This is a genomic window from Okibacterium endophyticum (genome assembly GCF_054780075.1).
Genome location: NZ_BAAGXA010000011.1, coordinates 54,053 through 70,721 on the forward strand (window position 1 = coordinate 54,053; position 16,669 = coordinate 70,721).

Annotated in this window: 16 protein-coding genes; 9 read left to right on the forward strand and 7 right to left on the reverse strand. The window is 66.3% G+C overall.

Annotation, left to right across the window (positions count from 1 at the left end; all coding sequences use genetic code 11):
• The first annotated feature begins 180 nt into the window (after positions 1–180).
• Positions 181–624, forward strand: coding sequence for an iron chaperone (locus tag ACYVF5_RS14005; RefSeq protein WP_460947458.1), 444 nt, complete (start codon positions 181–183; stop codon positions 622–624).
• An 80-nt stretch (positions 625–704) separates the two neighbouring features.
• Here ACYVF5_RS14005 and ACYVF5_RS14010 read toward each other — a convergent pair whose 3' ends face one another.
• The 5 genes from ACYVF5_RS14010 to ACYVF5_RS14030 form a co-directional block, all read right to left on the reverse strand.
• A complete protein-coding gene (locus ACYVF5_RS14010) occupies positions 705–848 on the reverse strand; it encodes a hypothetical protein (RefSeq protein ID WP_460947460.1) in 144 nt (47 codons plus the stop codon).
• An 84-nt stretch (positions 849–932) separates the two neighbouring features.
• Positions 933–1,373: a MarR family winged helix-turn-helix transcriptional regulator gene (locus ACYVF5_RS14015; protein ID WP_460947462.1), complete on the reverse strand. Its 441-nt coding sequence runs from the start codon at positions 1,371–1,373 to the stop codon at positions 933–935.
• Between the two features lie 29 nt (positions 1,374–1,402).
• Positions 1,403–2,167: a maleylpyruvate isomerase family mycothiol-dependent enzyme gene (locus ACYVF5_RS14020; RefSeq protein WP_460947464.1), complete on the reverse strand. Its 765-nt coding sequence runs from the start codon at positions 2,165–2,167 to the stop codon at positions 1,403–1,405.
• A gap of 2 nt (positions 2,168–2,169) precedes the next feature.
• Entirely contained in the window at positions 2,170–3,006 is an 837-nt protein-coding gene (locus ACYVF5_RS14025; RefSeq protein ID WP_460947466.1) for a fumarylacetoacetate hydrolase family protein, read from the reverse strand.
• Positions 3,007–3,025: 19 nt separating this feature from the next.
• Entirely contained in the window at positions 3,026–4,117 is a 1,092-nt protein-coding gene (locus tag ACYVF5_RS14030) for a cupin domain-containing protein (RefSeq protein ID WP_460947468.1), read from the reverse strand.
• A gap of 192 nt (positions 4,118–4,309) precedes the next feature.
• On the opposite strand from ACYVF5_RS14030, the gene ACYVF5_RS14035 reads away from it, so the two are divergent.
• From ACYVF5_RS14035 to poxB, 3 genes are all read left to right on the forward strand, one after another.
• On the forward strand, positions 4,310–5,530 hold the full coding sequence (locus ACYVF5_RS14035; RefSeq protein ID WP_460947470.1) for an MFS transporter: 1,221 nt from the start codon (positions 4,310–4,312) through the stop codon (positions 5,528–5,530).
• A 69-nt stretch (positions 5,531–5,599) separates the two neighbouring features.
• Positions 5,600–6,601 carry an LLM class flavin-dependent oxidoreductase gene (locus ACYVF5_RS14040; protein ID WP_460947472.1) on the forward strand — a complete coding sequence of 334 codons (1,002 nt, stop codon included), beginning with the start codon at positions 5,600–5,602 and terminating at the stop codon, positions 6,599–6,601.
• Between the two features lie 287 nt (positions 6,602–6,888).
• A complete protein-coding gene (gene poxB / locus ACYVF5_RS14045) occupies positions 6,889–8,613 on the forward strand; it encodes a ubiquinone-dependent pyruvate dehydrogenase (RefSeq protein ID WP_460947474.1) in 1,725 nt (574 codons plus the stop codon).
• A gap of 33 nt (positions 8,614–8,646) precedes the next feature.
• Here poxB and ACYVF5_RS14050 read toward each other — a convergent pair whose 3' ends face one another.
• Complete coding sequence (locus ACYVF5_RS14050) at positions 8,647–9,462, reverse strand: DeoR/GlpR family DNA-binding transcription regulator (protein WP_460947476.1); 816 nt, start codon at positions 9,460–9,462, stop codon at positions 8,647–8,649.
• Positions 9,463–9,686: 224 nt separating this feature from the next.
• On the opposite strand from ACYVF5_RS14050, the gene ACYVF5_RS14055 reads away from it, so the two are divergent.
• The 5 genes from ACYVF5_RS14055 (at position 9,687) to ACYVF5_RS14075 (ending at position 15,018) form a co-directional block, all read left to right on the forward strand.
• Entirely contained in the window at positions 9,687–10,976 is a 1,290-nt protein-coding gene (locus tag ACYVF5_RS14055; protein ID WP_460947478.1) for an ABC transporter substrate-binding protein, read from the forward strand.
• 73 nt (positions 10,977–11,049) lie between these two features.
• The gene (locus ACYVF5_RS14060) at positions 11,050–11,979 is read left to right on the forward strand and encodes a carbohydrate ABC transporter permease (protein WP_460947480.1); all 930 of its coding nucleotides are present in this window, start codon (positions 11,050–11,052) and stop codon (positions 11,977–11,979) included.
• Positions 11,980–11,982: 3 nt separating this feature from the next.
• Complete coding sequence (locus ACYVF5_RS14065) at positions 11,983–12,831, forward strand: carbohydrate ABC transporter permease (protein WP_460947482.1); 849 nt, start codon at positions 11,983–11,985, stop codon at positions 12,829–12,831.
• A 69-nt stretch (positions 12,832–12,900) separates the two neighbouring features.
• Positions 12,901–13,764, forward strand: a complete 864-nt coding sequence (locus ACYVF5_RS14070; RefSeq protein WP_460947484.1) for a ketose-bisphosphate aldolase — start codon at positions 12,901–12,903, stop codon at positions 13,762–13,764.
• Between the two features lie 63 nt (positions 13,765–13,827).
• On the forward strand, positions 13,828–15,018 hold the full coding sequence (locus ACYVF5_RS14075; protein WP_460947486.1) for an ADP-dependent glucokinase/phosphofructokinase: 1,191 nt from the start codon (positions 13,828–13,830) through the stop codon (positions 15,016–15,018).
• Between the two features lie 80 nt (positions 15,019–15,098).
• Here the strand turns inward: ACYVF5_RS14075 and ACYVF5_RS14080 are convergent, their stop codons facing one another.
• Positions 15,099–16,136 (reverse strand): LLM class flavin-dependent oxidoreductase, encoded by a 1,038-nt coding sequence (locus tag ACYVF5_RS14080; protein ID WP_460947489.1) that lies wholly within the window; start codon positions 16,134–16,136, stop codon positions 15,099–15,101.
• Positions 16,137–16,669 lie beyond the last annotated feature (533 nt).

Below are 16,669 nucleotides of genomic sequence, written 5' to 3' on the forward strand. Positions count from 1 at the left end.
CCGCGACAGATGGAGGCCGGGCGCCACCGATCACAGCGGCGTGTGGTCGCGGCGTGTGGTCTGGGACCCGAGAATCGATCAGGATCGAAGAAGCACACGACGAACCTCGCCATCTAGCCTCGGTACTGGTGCGCGGCACAGCGCCCGGTCACCGACAAGAGCCACGAAGGAGCGACCACTATGGCACAGGCAGACACGTCCCGAGGACTGAGCAAAGAGGAGCGCGATGCAGTCAAACAGCGTGCGAAGGAGCTTCGCGAGCAAGAGAAGGCGGGCAAGAATCGAGCGGCCGGCGAGAAATCGGTCCTCGACGCCATCGCGGCGCTGGAGCCCGAAGACAAGGTGCTCGCCGAAGGGCTCCATAGGGTCGTCACCGAGATAGCGCCGGATCTCGTGCCCAAGACCTACTACGGCATGCCGGGTTATGCGAACGCCGAGGGCAAGATCGTCGTCTTCATTCAACCGGCCAAGAAGTTCAAGACGCGCTACGCGACCATCGGGTTCGAAGACAAGGCCAACCTCGATGACGGCGACATCTGGGCGGTGGGCTTCGCGGTGCGCAACTGGACGCCGGCCGTCGAGAAGAGGATCACCGAGCTCGTCCGCACGGCCGTCGGCCGATAGCCGTTGCTCACGACGGAGCGACGGTCGGCTCAGCCACGCGCCGTTTCACGCGGCGCGGTGGCTGAGCAGCCGGATGAGGTCTAGCAGCCGACGAACTCCTCGGCGGAGGCCCACCCGGTGTTGGCGAGCCCGCGCAGCCCGTCGATCGCGGGGACGTGCTCCCGTTGCGACGCTTTTCGGTCGTAGAGGACGGCGGTATGCATAACAGCGGGTAAAGAAGGCATGGCACCACCCTCGGCGTCAGACATCACGCCGACGTCGCCGTTATGTCCCGATGGCGTCGCAAGAGCGGCCAGGTGGGTGTTCGCCTAGCGCAGCTCCCGCACAGACGGCGAGTCGAGCATGGCCGTCAGGACATGCCTGAGCGTCGCCCGGTCGTCGCCCGAAAGACCGCGCGTGAGCACCTCGTCGACGCGCGCGACGCGGGGGAGCAGCGCCGCCAGCTCGCTCTCGCCGAGTGCCGTGAGGTGCAGAACATTGCGGCGCTTGTCCGCACCGTCGCGGATGCGTTCGATGAGCCCACGGCGTTCAAGCCTGGCGACGATGTCGGCGATGGTCGAGCGGTCGAGGTCGAGCCGCTCGACCAGGTGCTGCTGGCTCGCGCCGGGTGTGCTCGAGAGCACGTTGAGCACGCCGAACTGAACGCTCGTGACCTCTGCCGAGACCTCGCGCTGCCAGGCCGCCACGTGCGCCTGCTGGGCGCGGCGGATGAGGTAGCCGGTGTATTCGGAGACGTCGTGCGGTTCCATCATGCTGATTGTCGCAGAGCCAGTGGAGATCAGAGCCAGCGCGGGGCCGGCGGCGCGCTTTCGCCTGTGGCGGTCACCACACCCTCGCTCCCGCGGCCGGTCGCCCAGCGGGCGAGGGCCGCCGCTGTGCCGCGCAGCACGATCGGCTCCGTTCCGCGCGTTGAGTCGACGCCGGCCGCCGCGGAGAGTGCGGGCCGGTCGATGGCCTCGAGCCGGAACAGCGGCAATCCCTCGGCCTCGCGGCGCCTCTCCCAGACGCCGAGCACGTCGTTTGTGAGAGCATCGAGCAGCTGAGGCGGAAAGTCTTCGAAGCGGGCACCGTTGCCGAGGTCGACGGCGTGGATCCACACTTCACGGGTCCGCATCCAGACCGTCTCAGACACGGGCACGGTGCGGCCCTGGGCGGTGCGCACCTGATTCGACCACGCGGCATCCGGCAGATCGCGCCATTCCACGGTGAGGTGGATGGCGGCGTGGTCAGAGAGATTGCGCAGCGCCTGCACCGGCAACGTGGCCGAGAACTCGATCTCTTCGTTGCGTTGCTCCGGTGAGGTGTACATCGGCGTCTCGACGCCCGTCGCAGCCCACTCGATCAGCCGTGTCAGCGCACGGGCGTTCAGGCCGACGTGGGCGATGAGGTGTCGCCGGTCCCAGCCGTCCAGCAGCGACGGCGCGTCGATATCGGCATCGGCCAGTTCGTTGAGCTTGCGCGAATAGAACGCCTGGCCGCGTCTCGCGAGCAGCAGCCCCGCCGTGATCGCGGGATCGGTGACGAGGTCGGTGCGGGCAACCACCGTCAGCCTTCCAGGCGCACCGGGTTGCGCAGGGTTCCGATGCCCTCGATCACCGTTGTGAGGGTGGCTCCGTCGCCGAGGTAGCGCGGGGGTTTGCGGGCGTGCCCGACGCCGCCCGGGGTGCCGCTCGCGATCACGTCGCCCGGGTTGAGGGTGACGATCTGCGAGATGTACGACACCAGTGCTGCCGGATCGAACACCAGGTCGTCGGTGTTCGAGTGCTGCATGACCTCGTCGTCGACCTCGGTGCGGATGTCGGTGTCGACGCCGTACTCATCGGGAGTCACGAGCACCGGCCCGAAGGGGGTCGTGGCCTCGAAGGTCTTGCCCTGGAACCACTCGGGAGTGCGGTACTGATAGTCGCGCATGGTGACGTCGTTCAGCACCGAATAGCCGGCGATCGCCTCTGCGGCCTGCTCTGGGGTGAGGCGGCGGGCCCTGCGTCCGATCACAACGGCGAGCTCGGCCTCCCAGTCGACCGCCTGCGAGGCGTACGCGGGCAGCACGATCGGGTCGTACGGGCCGATCAGCGCCTCGGGGTACTTGGCGAACAGGGTCGGGAACTCCGGCAGCTCGCGGCCCATCTCGAGGATGTGGTTGCGGTAGTTCAGGCCGACGCACACGATCTTGGAGGGCGCGGGCACGACGGGAGCCCACTGCTCGTCTGCGATCCCCTCGAGCGGATGCTCGCGACCGGCGGCAGCGGCAGCCAGGTCGCGCCAACGGGGATCGGCGAGGAGTGCTCCGACGTCGGAGAAGCCCTCGATCGAGGTCGCGGTGGTCTCGTCGACGCGCACGGCGACGGTGGATTCGGGGGTGCGAAGGGTGGCGAGTCTCATGGCGGTGTTCTCTGGCTTTCTATGGGGCGGAGGGCACGAAGGTGCGGGCGAAGTCGAGGCGGTCCATGATGGGCCCGTCGGTGAAGCGGAACAGGTCGAACTGTGTGTCGGCGTGCAGCTCCCAGGGCACCCAGCTCGGCACCACAAAAAGGTCGCCGGTCTCGAGCTTCGTCTCGACACCGCCGAGCACAACCGTTCCGCTGCCCTCGAACACCTGCCAGACTGCCGATCCGACCTCGTGTGTCGCCGGGGTCGACGCGCCCGCACGCAGCCGGTGGAATTCACACCGGATGGTGGACATCACGTCACCACCGGTCGTGGGATTGGTGTAGCGGATCGCCGCGTGGCCCTGGGAGAGCGTCGCTGGGAAACCCTCGTCCTCGAGCTTCAGCTGCTCGGTGAGCGCGGCGTCGGTGTGCTCCCAGCGATAGGCGCTGAGCGGGGAGGAGGTCTTGTTCTCGAGCACCGACATCGGGCGGAGCCCGGGATGCGCCCAGAGGCGCTCCGACCGCGACACCGCCGGTGAGGCCTCGTCGGTCACCCTCTCGGATCCGAACTCGAAGAAGCCCACGTCCATCTGGCTCGAGAAGGGGATGTCGAGGCCGTCGATCCAGGCCATCGGATTCTCGGTGTCGTTGTGGTGGCCGTGAAAGTTCCAGCCGGGGGTGAGCAGCAGGTCACCCCGGCGCATCGCCACGGGATCGCCGTTCACCACCGTCCAGACGCCCTCGCCCTCGACCACAAAGCGGAAGGCGTTCTGCGAGTGGCGGTGCTCTGGGGCGGTCTCGTGCCCGCCGAGATACTGGATGGCGCACCACAACGTGGGGGTGGCGTACCCGGTGCCGGGAAGGCCGGGATTGGTGAGGCCAACGGCGCGGCGCTCGCCCCCGCGCCCGACGGGCACGAGCTCACCGGAGCGCTGGGCGATGTCGAAGAGGGTCTTCCACCGCCACACGTGCGGCACCGCCCGCGGGGCAGGGGTCATGGGCATGAGGTCGTCGCGCTGGGTCCAGAGGGGCGCCATGTCGTTCGCGGCGAAGTCGCGGTAGAGCTGTTCGAGCTCGGGGGTGTCTGCCGATCCGTCCATCTGCTGCACTGCAGGTCCTCTCATCGGTGCGACCTTCCGGTCGTCCATATAATCAGTACCCCAACTATATAGCACGCTCGCTCACGGGCACACCCTCATCGGCTCGGCAGGGCGACGCAGGTCGTCGCTGTGCTCCGAAACCGCGCGAAAGCTCCGTTGAGGGGTCATGCGCTCGTGGCGGCGGCGTCGCCGTGCTCGCGGGTAGGATCGAGAGAGATGACGACACCGGGAGAGCCACTGTGGCGGCGTGCACTCGTTCTCGGCGGCATCGTGCTGCTCGCCCTGAACATGCGTACGCCGATCGTCGCCGTGTCGGCAGTGCTGGATCGTGTGGTCGCCGATCTCTCGCTGAGTGCCGCGACCGCCGGGCTGCTCACGGCGATCCCCGTGCTCGCGTTCTCGGTCGCGACACCGTTCCTCGCCATGGGCTTGCGCCGCGTCGGACCGGACGCCGCCGTGCTCGTCACGCTCATCGGAATCACAGCGGGAACAGTGCTGCGTTCGAGCGGAGGCGCGTTCTCACTGCTCGCCGGCACCATCGTCATCGGGGTGTCGATAGCGCTGGGCAACATTCTTGTGCCGGTGCTCATCCGCCGCAATTTTCCCGTGCAGCGACGAGCGGGCCTGACCGGTCTCTACACGGCAGCACTCAACCTGGGCAGTGTGCTCTCGCTCGTCGCGACGGTGCCCGTCGCCGACGCGCTCGGCTGGGGCGCATCGCTGAACGTGTGGATCGGGTTCGCCCTGCTCGCCGCCATCGTCTGGGTGGTGGCGGTCGGGTGGCGCCGTGCTCTGCGGCCCAGACCCATCTCGGATGCCATCATCACGGCGACAGGGTCCCTGAGGGTTCCGCTCGGGTCGGTCCCGGCGCAGACGCGTCGGCGGATCGTGATGCTCTCCATCGCCTTCGCTGCGCAGTCCTTCTCGTACTACGGCCTCACCGCCTGGCTTCCCCAGATCCTCGGAGCGCTCACCGGCGCCGATTCGACGACCGCGGCGGCCGGGTCTGCGCCGTTTCAAGTCTTCGCCGTGGTGAGTGCGCTGACGGTGGGCCCGTTGTCGCAGCGCCTGCGATACGTGTCGATCGTCGGCGGGTTGGCCCTGTGCTGGCTTATGGTTCCGCTCGGTCTTCTGCTCGCACCGGACCTGTGGCCCGTGTGGATCAGCTTCGGTGGTCTGGGGCAGGGCGGTGTGTTCACCCTGGTGCTGATCGTGCTCGTGCAGGTCGGTCGCAGTGACGAAGAGGTCGGTCGTTTCTCGGCGATCGTGCAAGGCACCGGATACGCGGTCGCGGCGACGGGGCCAACGGCGATCGGGCTGCTTCACGACGCGACCGGCGGCTGGATCGCCAGCCTCATCGCCCTGCTGATCGCAGTGGTGGTGCTCTCGGGCTTCGCGATGGCCGGTTCTGCTCGGCTGCGGTATCGACGAAACTGACCCGGGCTCGCTGAGCGCCCGGGCGCTGCCGCACCGCTGACGCACCGCCGCCCGCTGTACGGTATCCCCATGAGCGAGCACACGTCACCGGGCGCGACCGAGCGCAGAAACGAGCGCGCGAGCGCGGGCGCCAGCATCGGCGTTATGCTCCCGCGCGACCTTCCGATCACCAGGTTCATCGAGTTCGCGATGCGCAGTGAAGAGCTCGGGTTCGACGAGATCTGGGTCGTCGAGGACTGTTTCTTCCGCGGGGGCATCGCCCAGGCCGCGACGGTGCTTGCGGTGACCAAGCGCATCCGTGTGGGGGTCGGCATCGTCCCGGCCGCAGTCCGGAATCCCGCCTTCACAGCCCTCGAGGCCGCGACGCTCGCCGAGCTGCACCCCGGGCGCATCGACTTCGGCATCGGGCACGGCGTGACGTCGTGGATGCAGCAGGTCGGGGCATGGCCCTCGAGCCCCCTCACCGTGCTCGATGAGACGCTCAGCGCCGTGCGCCGCATTCTGGCCGGTGAGGTGACGGATGCCGACGGGCGCTATGTGCACCTGAGCAACGTGCAGCTCGAGTCGCCTCCCGCGCAGGTTCCCCCGGTGCTGGCGGGTGTGCGTGGTCCCAAGTCACTCGCCGTCGCCGGGCGCTCGGCAGACGGCACGATCCTCGCCGAGCCTGTCACCCCCGAGTACCTGCGAGCGGCCATCCGCAGCATCGCTGCCGTCGGGCCGCACCGGGTCGTCGCCTACAACGTCGCCGCCGTGAATGACGACCCGGCCGAGGTGCGCGATACAGTTCGTCCGGCACTCGAGTGGATCGGCGAGCCCGAGAACTCTGCGCACATCAGCCCGTTGCCGTTCGCGGGCGAGCTCGCCGAGCTGCGGGCCGAGTGTGCGACGCGTGAGGAGTTCGCCCGTCGTCTGCCGGGTGAATGGGTCGACCGCCTCGCGGTGGTGGGCTCCGCGGACGACGCGCGCCGCAGCATCCGCACCCTGCACGAGGCCGGGGCCGACTCGGTTGTGCTGATTCCCGCGGGGCCGGATGCCACGACTGCGCTCGAATCGCTCGCCCGCGTTCTATGAGCGGATTGCGCCGGCTGTACACAACGACGGAGTTCATCGTTCAGAACGCCAAGCCCGCGCGTAATGGCCTCGTTCCGGGTCAGATCTCCGAAGTTGTGCACCCATACTCGTTGTCCGGGGGCTCACGGCGACGCTGGTCGAACGGTGTAAACGCCGTCAACATATCAGCTCCTCGCTGCGCTTCGCCAGACCGGTGCTTCGCCCGGCACCCTCTCGACGGCGCCGCCGCCCCGGCATACACTCGGCAGTGATGTCTGCGGACGGACGCCGGGTGCGGAGAGGACGACATGACAACAGTTGCCGAGAACATCGTTTCCACCCTCGAGGCCAGTGGCGTGAGGCGGGTGTACGGGATCCCGGGGGATTCGCTCAACGGCTTCACGGATGCATTGCGCACCACCAAGGCGATCGACTGGGTCCACGTGCGGCACGAAGAAGCCGCAGCCTTCGCGGCGGCGGCCGAGGCGGGCCTCACCGGTGAGCTCGCGGTCTGTGCCGGCAGCTGCGGGCCTGGCAACCTGCACCTCATCAACGGGTTGTGCGACGCGCAGCGCTCCCGGGTGCCCGTGCTGGCGATCGCTGCCCACATCCCCAGTGACGAGATCGGCAGCGGCTACTTTCAAGAGACGCACCCGCAAGACCTGTTCCGCGAGTGCAGCGTCTATGTCGAGCACGTGTCGACGCCTGAGCAGATGCCGCGGATCCTGCGCATCGCCATGCGCACCGCCATCGAGAAGCGCGGTGTCGCGGTGATCGTGCTGCCCGGCGACGTCGCTCTCAGCGACATTCCCGACAACCGGGTCGAGAACATCAGACCGACCGTCTCGAGCGTGGTGCCAGGCGAGGCCGAATTGGCCGAGGCATCCGCCCTGCTGAACAAGGCGTCGAAGGTGACGATCCTCGCCGGAGCGGGCGCGGAGGGCGCGCACGACGAGCTGGTTGCGCTCGCCGAGGTGCTCAAGGCGCCGATCGTGCACACGCTGCGCAGCAAGGAGCACGTCGAGTACGACAACCCCTATGACGTGGGGATGACCGGGCTGCTCGGGTTCGCATCCGGCTATCGGGCGATGGAGGCGTGTGACACGCTGCTGATGCTCGGCACCGATTTTCCGTACCAGCAGTTCTATCCACCGAAGGCGAAGCGGATCCAGGTCGACGTTCGCGGAGAGAACCTGGGACGAAGGACACCTCTCGATCTCGGGCTCGTCGGCGGGGTCGCAGAGACGATCAAGGCGCTGCTGCCGAACCTCACCGTCAAGAAGAAGCGTGGGCACCTCGACGACATGGTCGAGCACTATGCCAAGACACGCAGGCAGCTCGACGGGCTGGCGACGCCGAGCCGCGGAAAGGCGGCGATCCACCCGCAGTACCTCGCCCGCCTGATCGACGAGGTCGCGAGCGATGACGCGGTCATGATCCCGGATGTCGGCTCGCCTGTCGTGTGGGCCGCCCGCTACCTGACGATGAACGGCAGGCGGCGTATGATCGGGTCGTTCACACACGGGTCGATGGCGAACGCGCTCACACACGCCATCGGCGCGCAGTCCGCTTTTCCCGGCCGGCAGGTCATCGCGATGTCCGGCGACGGAGGCCTGGCGATGTTGATGGGTGAACTCATCACCCTCACGCAGAACAAGCTGCCGGTGAAGATCGTTGTATTCAACAACTCGTCGCTGAACTTCGTTGAGCTCGAGATGAAGGCCGCAGGTTTCGTGACCTATGCCACCGACCTCGAGAACCCGAACTTCGCAGCCGTCGCCGAAGCACTCGGCATCCACGGTGTGCGCGTCGAGAAGTCGGGTGACCTCAAGGGGGCGCTCGCCGAAGCGTTTGCGCACAACGGACCGGCGCTCATCGAGGTGATGACCGAACGGCAGGAGCTGTCGATGCCCCCCTCGATCACCTCGCAGCAGGTGAAGGGGTTCGCGCTCTATGCCATCCGCACCGTGATGTCGGGGCGCGGCGATGAGCTGATCGACCTGGCGCGCACCAACGCGAGGCAGATTCTGTAGCGCAGGTGGTGAGAACGCACGTGCGCGTTCTCGTCACGGTCTCGAGGGGACGACGATCTCGACACCCGCCACGCGCAGCGCATCGGTGATCTCGTCGGGCGGCATACGATCCGTGATGAAATAGTCGGCCCGATCGAGTTCGCTCACCAGCGCGAAAAGCCGTCGATTGAACTTCGAGGAATCGGCGAGCACAGCGACGCGTGTGGCCTTCGTCATCATCTCGGACATCATGGCCGCGTCGCCGAGGTTGCTCGTGGAATAGCCGCTCTCGGCCGATACCGCACCGACCGCGATGAACGCGATGTCGCACTGCAGATCGATCTCGTTGCCGGCGTTCACCTGCAGGGTGACGGGGCCCGTCGTCGCCTGTGTGACCGAACGCGCTGAGCCGCCGAAGACATAGAGGTCACGAAAGGCCTTCGGCGAGATCTCAGCCGGGATCCGCAGGTTGTTCGTCGCGATCGTCAGCTCACGATGGTTGCGCAGTGCGCGCGCCACGGCGAGTGTCGTTGTGCCCGCGTTCAGCATGATCACCTGGCCGTCTGAGACCAGGCCGGCAGCCAGCTCGGCGATCCGCTCCTTCTCCTCCGTCTGCATACGCAGCCGCACGTCGAGGCCACGATCGTTGCGAGGGGAGGCGACGCTGCTGACCGCTCCGCCGTGTGTGCGCACGAGCACGCCCTCTGCGTCGAGCTGGTCGAGATCGCGCCGGATCGTGTCGATCGACACACCGTATCGCTCGGCGAGTTTGGCCACGGTGACCTGTCCGCTCGACGAGACGTACTCCGCCAGATCAGCGCGCCGGCCGGCCGGCAGGTGTCGGCGGTCTGCAGGTGGAGGCGCGGCCATATGGCACTTTCTAGCACATCGCCGGACTGTTTGCATGTTTCGGGGGCTGTTTGTCGCAGATGCGCGCACATAACGGCGCGTGATCTTCAGGGAGGATTCACCGGATAGGGGCGCCCTTTGTCACCAGATGCGCATTGACGCACCTTCGCTTCTCGGTTACGATCACAAAAGCGCATTGGAGCGCACATAACAGCGTAATACAGCAAATCTCAGAATGGAGAATCATGAGCAACGAAGCTCACGGTCGCCGCCGGGCACTCCGGATCCTCGGTGCAGCGGCCGCAGTGTCCGGTCTGCTGGCAACCGCGGGATGCAGCGCGGGCGGCGGAGGCGATTCCAGCGGAGAGGTGACCCTCGAGTTCGCCCAGTGGTGGGAGCCAGAGCTCCCAGAGGGAGAGTTCCGCGCGCTCATCGACGAGTTCGAGGCAGAGAATCCGAACATCACTGTCGAACTGCTCAGCGGCCCGTACGCCTCGACCAAGGAACAGCTCTTCGCCGGCGCCGCGTCTGGCACAATGCCCGATGTCGTCGGGCTCGACGGGGCTTGGGTCAGCGACTTCGCCGACCAGGGCGCCATCGCCGACCTCAGCGCGATCATAACGGAGAACGACTACGACGACAGCGAGCTCGCCGCGCAGATCCAGGTCGACGGCAGCACCTACATGATTCCCGTGGTCAACTTCGTCTACCCGATGTTCACGAACACCGAGATCCTCGCGCAGGCAGGCGTCAGCGCCCCGCCCACCGACCGCAGCGAGTTCCAGGCAGCGGCCGAGGCTGTGTCCGCACTCGGCGACAACGTCAGCGGCTGGGCCCTGCCGCTCTCGCTCGAGACGCCGAACGGCATCCAGAACGACGTGATGTCGTGGGTATGGGCGTCTGGCGGGACGATGTTGAACGACGGTCAGCCCGACGTCACCAACGATGACGTCACGAGCGCCGTCGAGTACATCAAGGACCTGTGGGATGCAGGGGCTGTCGCCCCGGGTGCGTTCACCATGAAGGAGCAGGACAAGGTGGAAGAGTTCACCAATGGCCGCGCCGGCATGATGATCTCGTCGCTCGCGCACATCAATCTCATCCGCGAGAACAACCCGGATCTGCAGTTCGACATCTCGGCCATCCCGGCCGACGACGGTTACGACGGCGAACGGGGCATCCCATACGCGTCGTGGGGCATCGGCATCGCCGAGAGCACCGAGCACAAGGCTGAGGCCTGGAAGCTCATCGAGTTCCTTATGAGCGAAGAGACCAACTCGAAGCTGTCGTCGATCGCCAACGCGTTCCCGGGCAACACGTCGTCGGTGCCGGACTTCGTCGCCGACGACGAGCTCTTCGCGAAGGCCTTCGAGATCTATCAGGCAGGGTATCCCGCCAACGAGTTCACCGGGCTCCCCGTTGCAGAGCAGCTTATGCGTGACTTCGACGAGCAACTGCAGATGATGCTGCAGGGCGACCAGTCGGTGGACGACATGTTGCAGAACGTGCAAGACGCCTGGATGGACGAGTTCTAGGCACGTTTCGACGAGGAGTGCCGTGCCGCGCGATCAGCGGCGGCGCGGCACCCCGCAACGGAGGAGACGAACCGTGATTCCCGCACTGACCGAACCGCTCGCGCCGAAGAAGGCGCCGCGCGGATCCCACCGCTCCGCACAGGGCCGCCGAGCCCGCACATCCTTCGAACCGTACGGTTTCATCGCACCGACGGCGCTCTTGCTGCTCGTGCTGATGGTCATCCCGATCGTGCTCGTCGTCGGGTATTCGTTCCTCGACAACGTGATCCTGAACAAAGACCCGGAGTTCGTCGGCATCGAGAACTTCGTCGGAATCCTCACCGACCGGGTCTTCTCCACGGCAGTGGGCAACACCCTCGTCTTCACGATCACGAGTGTCGTCGCCCACCTGCTGCTCGGCCTCGGCTTCGCGATGCTGCTGAACAGCACACTCATCAGCCGCGCCAGCCGCGCCGTCTTCCGTGTGATCCACATTCTGCCGTGGCTCTTCACGGTCGCGGTCATCGCCGTCCTCTGGCGTATGCTGCTCGCCCCGAACGGCGTCGTCAACTTCTTGCTGTCGAGCGACGTCGAGTGGCTCTCGAACCCGTCGCTCGCGCTCGCCGCCGTCACCTTCATCAACATCTGGGCGGGTTACCCCTTTTTTATGATCAGCCTGCTGGCCGGCCTGCAGGGCATTCCGGGCGACCTCTACGAGGCGGCGACGGTCGACGGTGCGAACGGCTGGCAGCGATTCGTCAACGTCACCATTCCGCAGCTCAGGCCGATCATCGTGAGCATGTCGTTGCTCGACCTGATCTGGACGAGCCAGCAGTTCGCCCTCATCTGGATGACCACGGGCGGTGGGCCGATCAACGTCACCGAGATGCTCAGCACCTACACCTACAAACTCGCCTTCAGCGAGTACGAGTTCGCCCTGGCATCCACGAGCGCCGTGCTCATCCTCGTTATGTCGATGGTGCTGGCCTTCTTCTACGTCCGCCATCAGCGAGCGAGGGACTGATCCATGAGCGCGACCATCTCTGGCAAGCGGCGCCGAGGCCTCCGGATCGGGGTCTGGGCAGGCCTCGTCGCCGGTGCCCTCTTCGCCGGGCTCCCCGTGCTGTGGATGCTCTCGAGTTCGTTCAAGACGAACCGCGAGATCTTCGAATACCCGCCCCGGCTCGTCACCGAAGGCTTCTCGCTCGACTCGTACATCAGCATCCTCACGGATCCCGAGAAGGTGCGCTTCTTCATCAACAGCTACATCGTCGCGCTGTCGGTCACCGCGCTCACCCTCGTCGTGGCGATCCTCGCCGCATACGCGTTCAGCCGCTTCGACTTTCGATTCAAACGGCCGCTCAACGTCGTGATCGTGAGTGTGCAGGCGGTGCCGCCGATAACGCTCCTGATCCCGTACTTCGGCGTGGTCGTGTCACTCGGGCTGTACAACACCTATCCAGGCCTCATCCTCACCTACATGGTGTTCACGCTGCCGTACGCCATCATCATGATGACCGGATACTTCAACACGCTGCCGCGTGAGCTCGATGAGGCGGTGCGCGTCGACGGCGCGGGTTCGATGACCGCGCTATGGCGCATCCTCGTTCCGATCGCGACCCCCGGCATCGTCTCGGTCGGCGTCTACACGTTTATGATCGCGTGGAACGAGTACCTCTTCGCTCTGACGCTCACACGCACGAACGATATGCGCACGGTGCCGATCGGGATCCAGCTTCTTATGGGCCAGCACTCCTACGAGTGGAACGAAATCATGGCGATGAGCATCCTCGGCTCGATTCCCGTGCTCATCCTCTTCCTCATCTTCCAGCGCTACTTCATCGGCGGACTCACCTCTGGATCCGTGAAGAGCTGACCGTCTCCGGTCCTGAGCCCAGGCGAACGACCGGTCTACAGCCACCAAGAGAAACAAGGAGAACCACACGTGCTTATCAATGGCAAGGACCTGCTCGCCGTCGCGAACGATCATGACTTCGCCGTTCCGGCGTTCAACATCAGCGACTGGGCGATGTTCACCGGGATCATGGACATCAGCGAAGAGAAGGGCGCCCCCGTGATCATCGCGATCCATCCGGACGAGGTCAGCCACATCACCACCGATCTGATCGCTGCGATCCGTGCGCGTGCGCACCGCTCGAGAGTTCCTGTCGTCATCCACTGGGACCACGGGGGCACCTACGAGCAGATGCTCACGGCCATACAGGCCGGGTTCACCTCGGTCATGATCGACGCGTCGATGCTGCCGTTCGACGAGAACGTCGCGATCACCCGCCGCGTCGCCGAGGCGGCGCACGCGGTGGGGATCTCGGTGGAAGGTGAGCTCGGCACCATCGGCGCCAACGACAGCTATGGCGAGGCCGGCGCCGCAGAGATCATCTACACCGACCCGGCCGACGCCGTCCGCTTTGTGAAAGAGACCGGTGTCGACAGCCTCGCGGTCGCGATCGGCACCTCGCATGGCCTCTATCCCCCCGAGAAGAGCCCGGAGCTCAGGCTCGACCTGCTCACAGAACTCAAGGCGGTACTCGGCATCCCGCTTGTGCTGCACGGCGGATCGTCCAACCCCGACGACGAGATCGGCCGTTCGGTGAAGCTCGGCGTCAACAAGATCAACATCTCGAGCGATATCAAGGTGGCGTACCACAAGCGGATGCGCGAGGTGCTCGGCACAGACGAGAGACTTCGCGAGCCGAACGCCATCCAGCCCGAGCCGATCGCGGCCATGAAGGCCGTGGCCGCACAGAAGATCGACCTGTTCGACGCCGCCGGCCGCGCAAGCCTGTACTGAGCCGCGTGGAGACGAGAGCCTGATGGTCACCCGGCCCCCGCAGGGCGACGTGGAGGGAGACGCATGAGCGAACGGTTGGTGCTCGGACTCGGCGGCACGGTGGACTATGAGATCGCCTGGGCGCCGGCGGTGCTCGAGAAGCTGATCGACGAGCACCGGATCGATGCGGCGGAGCTCGACACTCGCATCCCCGTCGTCGACGAGCGCAGCCTGCTGCTGACGCTGCTCGCGTTCGTTCGCGACGGCGTCGGCGGTGAGCGCTTCGTCGCATCGAGCGACATCGTCGCCGCGTTCGCGGCCCGCTTCCCCACCCGAGTCACGCTCGGCGGCACGTGTGTGCGCGCCGCGATCGCGATGCGCTCGATGGGGGTCACAAGCCTCGTGCATCTGGTGAGCATCGACGACAACGTGCGGCGGCTGCTGCCAGACGGCATCGCCTCGATCTGCAGTGGGCAGCGAGACACAACAGACCCGCACCTCATCGTGCAGTTTCCGGCGGGCGCACGCGTGCGTCAGCGCGACATCGATCTTGCGGCGCCGCATCCGAACCGGATCATCTACACGAACGATCCACCGAACCGGCACCTGCTGCTGGCGCGCGAGCTGCGCGAGGCCCTCGGCTCGGCGCAGGTGTTCCTCGTGTCGGGCTTCAACACGATGCAGGACGCCGGTGAGCTCGACGAGCGGGTCGGGCAGGTCATCGACCACCTGGCGGCGATGCCAGACGGCTCGGTCGTCGTCTTCGAAGACGCGGGCTATCACAACGAGGCCTTCGGTCGTCGAGTGCGCGACCGCCTCGCCCCGCACGTGGATGTGTACAGCCTCAATGAGGATGAGCTCGCCGCCTATCGCGGACACCCGCTCGAGCTGCTCGACGCGAGCGCGATGGCCGAGGCGCTCGAGGTGTTCGCCGCCGAGGTCGACGTTCCCTGCCTCGTTGTGCACAGCAAACGTTGGTCGGTCGCGATCGGGACGGAGGCGTGGCGGTACGCAGCAGCGCTGCGCGGCGGCATCCTCATGGCCAGCACCCGGTACCTCGTGGGTGACGGGCACACCAGCGAGGACTACCGCCGCACGGCGACGCTCCCTCCGCAAACGGCATCCGTGAGCTTCGCCGCCGAGCTCGAGGCGCATTTCGGCGGTCTGGCCGTGTGCCTCCCCGCTCTTGTGCTCGACACGCCGAGCCCGACGACGATCGGGCTCGGCGACAGCTTCATCGGAGGATTCCTCGCGGCGCTGGTCGCCGGCGGCTGATCGGCGGGGGCGACCCACTGTCGTCGCAGGCGAAGGATCCCGCGATCGATGCGATGTATGCGTGCCGGCAACCGAGAGCCTCAACCGTCGGCGAGCAACTCCCGCACCATCGGGATCACACGCGTTCCGTAGAGCTCGATGCTCGACATAAGCCGCTCGTGCGGCATCGGCCCGTTCGCGTACTTCAGGTCGAAGCGGTCGAGTCCGAGCGTGCGCGCTGTCGCAGCGATTCGGCGAGCAACTGTCTCAGGCGAGCCCGCATAGAGCGACCCGTTCTCGATCTCGTTGAGGTAGTCCTCTTTGGTGGTCGGCGGCCACCCGCGCTCGGCCCCGATGCGGTTGCGGTTGGCCTGAAAGTGCGGCCACAGCTCATCGCGTGCCTGTTCGTCCGTCTGCGCGACGTGGCCGGGCGAGTGCGCGCCCAACGGCATCCGCGGCACGCCGAGCTCGTCTGACGCCCGGTGGTACAGGTCGACGTAGGGCAGAAACCGGGCGGGGTCGCCGCCGATGATCGCGAGCATCATCGGAATGCCGGTGCGCACCGACCGGATGACCGATTCAGGACTGCCGCCCACACCGATCCAGGCCGTGAGCCTGCCGGACTCGGTCTTCGGATACACCTGCTGTTCGGTGAGCGCGGCCCTGTGGCTTCCCGTCCAGGTCACGGGCTGCTCGGTGCGCAGCTTCGTGAACAGGTCGAGCTTCTCGTTGAAGAGCGTCTCGTAGTCGGCGAGGTCGAAACCGAAGAGGGGGAACGATTCCGTGAACGAGCCGCGCCCGAGGATCACCTCAGCACGCCCCTCGCTCACCGCGTCGAGGGTCGAGAACCGCTCGAACACCCTGATCGGGTCGTCGCTCGAGAGCACCGTGACGGCGCTGCCGAGACGGATGCGTTCGGTGCGGCCGGCGATGGCGGCCAGCACAACATCGGGCGCCGAGATCGCGAAGTCATCGCGGTGGTGCTCACCGAGGCCGATGAAGTCGACACCGACGCTGTCGGCCAGGACGGCCTGCTCGACGACATTGCGGATGACCCGGGCGGCGGTCTGCCGTGTGCCGGCGGTGTCGACGGTCAGGTCGCCGAAGGTGTCGAGACCGAGCTCGAGATGGGTGGACATGGGATCCTCTCACTGATGTTTACAGCAGTGCGCTTCTCAACACCGCCACGTGTTCATGCAAATGCATTGATTGATGCAACGACGGATGCAGCTCGGGCATTCCTCCGTTGAGCAGCGGGCTTCACCACCGGTGGTTGAGCAGGCCTGGCGGGGCGAAGCGACGCCCGTGTCGGAACCCTTCGTGTGGGTTTTCTCGACCGGCGGGAGGTCTCGACAGGCTCGACTACCGAGGGGTCGGTCTTCGTATCCTGTGCACAACTTCGGAGATCGGGCTGTGAAGCTCCGCCACACCGGGTCACCCCACCGGCACCAGAGCCCAGAAACGAAAAATCTCCGAAGTTGTGTGCGCGCAGCGGGTCTAGGGGCTCGATCGACGGTGGGTGAGCAGGCCGCGAGGAACGAGCGACCGTGTGGAAACCTCCCCCATCGTCGCGGGTCTCGGCCACCGGGACGTCTTGACAGGCTCGACATTGAAGAATGGTTGTCGTGGTTCGGGGCCGGTCTGACCTCAAGCTCGACGGACTCTGTGATGT

Coding starts and splice junctions, on each gene's coding strand:
- ACYVF5_RS14005 (WP_460947458.1), top strand. CDS start 181: ATGGCACAGGCAGACACGTCCCGAGGACTGAGCAAAGAGGAGCGCGAT.
- ACYVF5_RS14010 (WP_460947460.1), bottom strand. CDS start 848: ATGCCTTCTTTACCCGCTGTTATGCATACCGCCGTCCTCTACGACCGA.
- ACYVF5_RS14015 (WP_460947462.1), bottom strand. CDS start 1,373: ATGGAACCGCACGACGTCTCCGAATACACCGGCTACCTCATCCGCCGC.
- ACYVF5_RS14025 (WP_460947466.1), bottom strand. CDS start 3,006: ATGAGACTCGCCACCCTTCGCACCCCCGAATCCACCGTCGCCGTGCGC.
- ACYVF5_RS14030 (WP_460947468.1), bottom strand. CDS start 4,117: ATGAGAGGACCTGCAGTGCAGCAGATGGACGGATCGGCAGACACCCCC.
- ACYVF5_RS14035 (WP_460947470.1), top strand. CDS start 4,310: ATGACGACACCGGGAGAGCCACTGTGGCGGCGTGCACTCGTTCTCGGC.
- ACYVF5_RS14040 (WP_460947472.1), top strand. CDS start 5,600: ATGAGCGAGCACACGTCACCGGGCGCGACCGAGCGCAGAAACGAGCGC.
- poxB (WP_460947474.1), top strand. CDS start 6,889: ATGACAACAGTTGCCGAGAACATCGTTTCCACCCTCGAGGCCAGTGGC.
- ACYVF5_RS14050 (WP_460947476.1), bottom strand. CDS start 9,462: ATGGCCGCGCCTCCACCTGCAGACCGCCGACACCTGCCGGCCGGCCGG.
- ACYVF5_RS14055 (WP_460947478.1), top strand. CDS start 9,687: ATGAGCAACGAAGCTCACGGTCGCCGCCGGGCACTCCGGATCCTCGGT.
- ACYVF5_RS14065 (WP_460947482.1), top strand. CDS start 11,983: ATGAGCGCGACCATCTCTGGCAAGCGGCGCCGAGGCCTCCGGATCGGG.
- ACYVF5_RS14075 (WP_460947486.1), top strand. CDS start 13,828: ATGAGCGAACGGTTGGTGCTCGGACTCGGCGGCACGGTGGACTATGAG.
- ACYVF5_RS14080 (WP_460947489.1), bottom strand. CDS start 16,136: ATGTCCACCCATCTCGAGCTCGGTCTCGACACCTTCGGCGACCTGACC.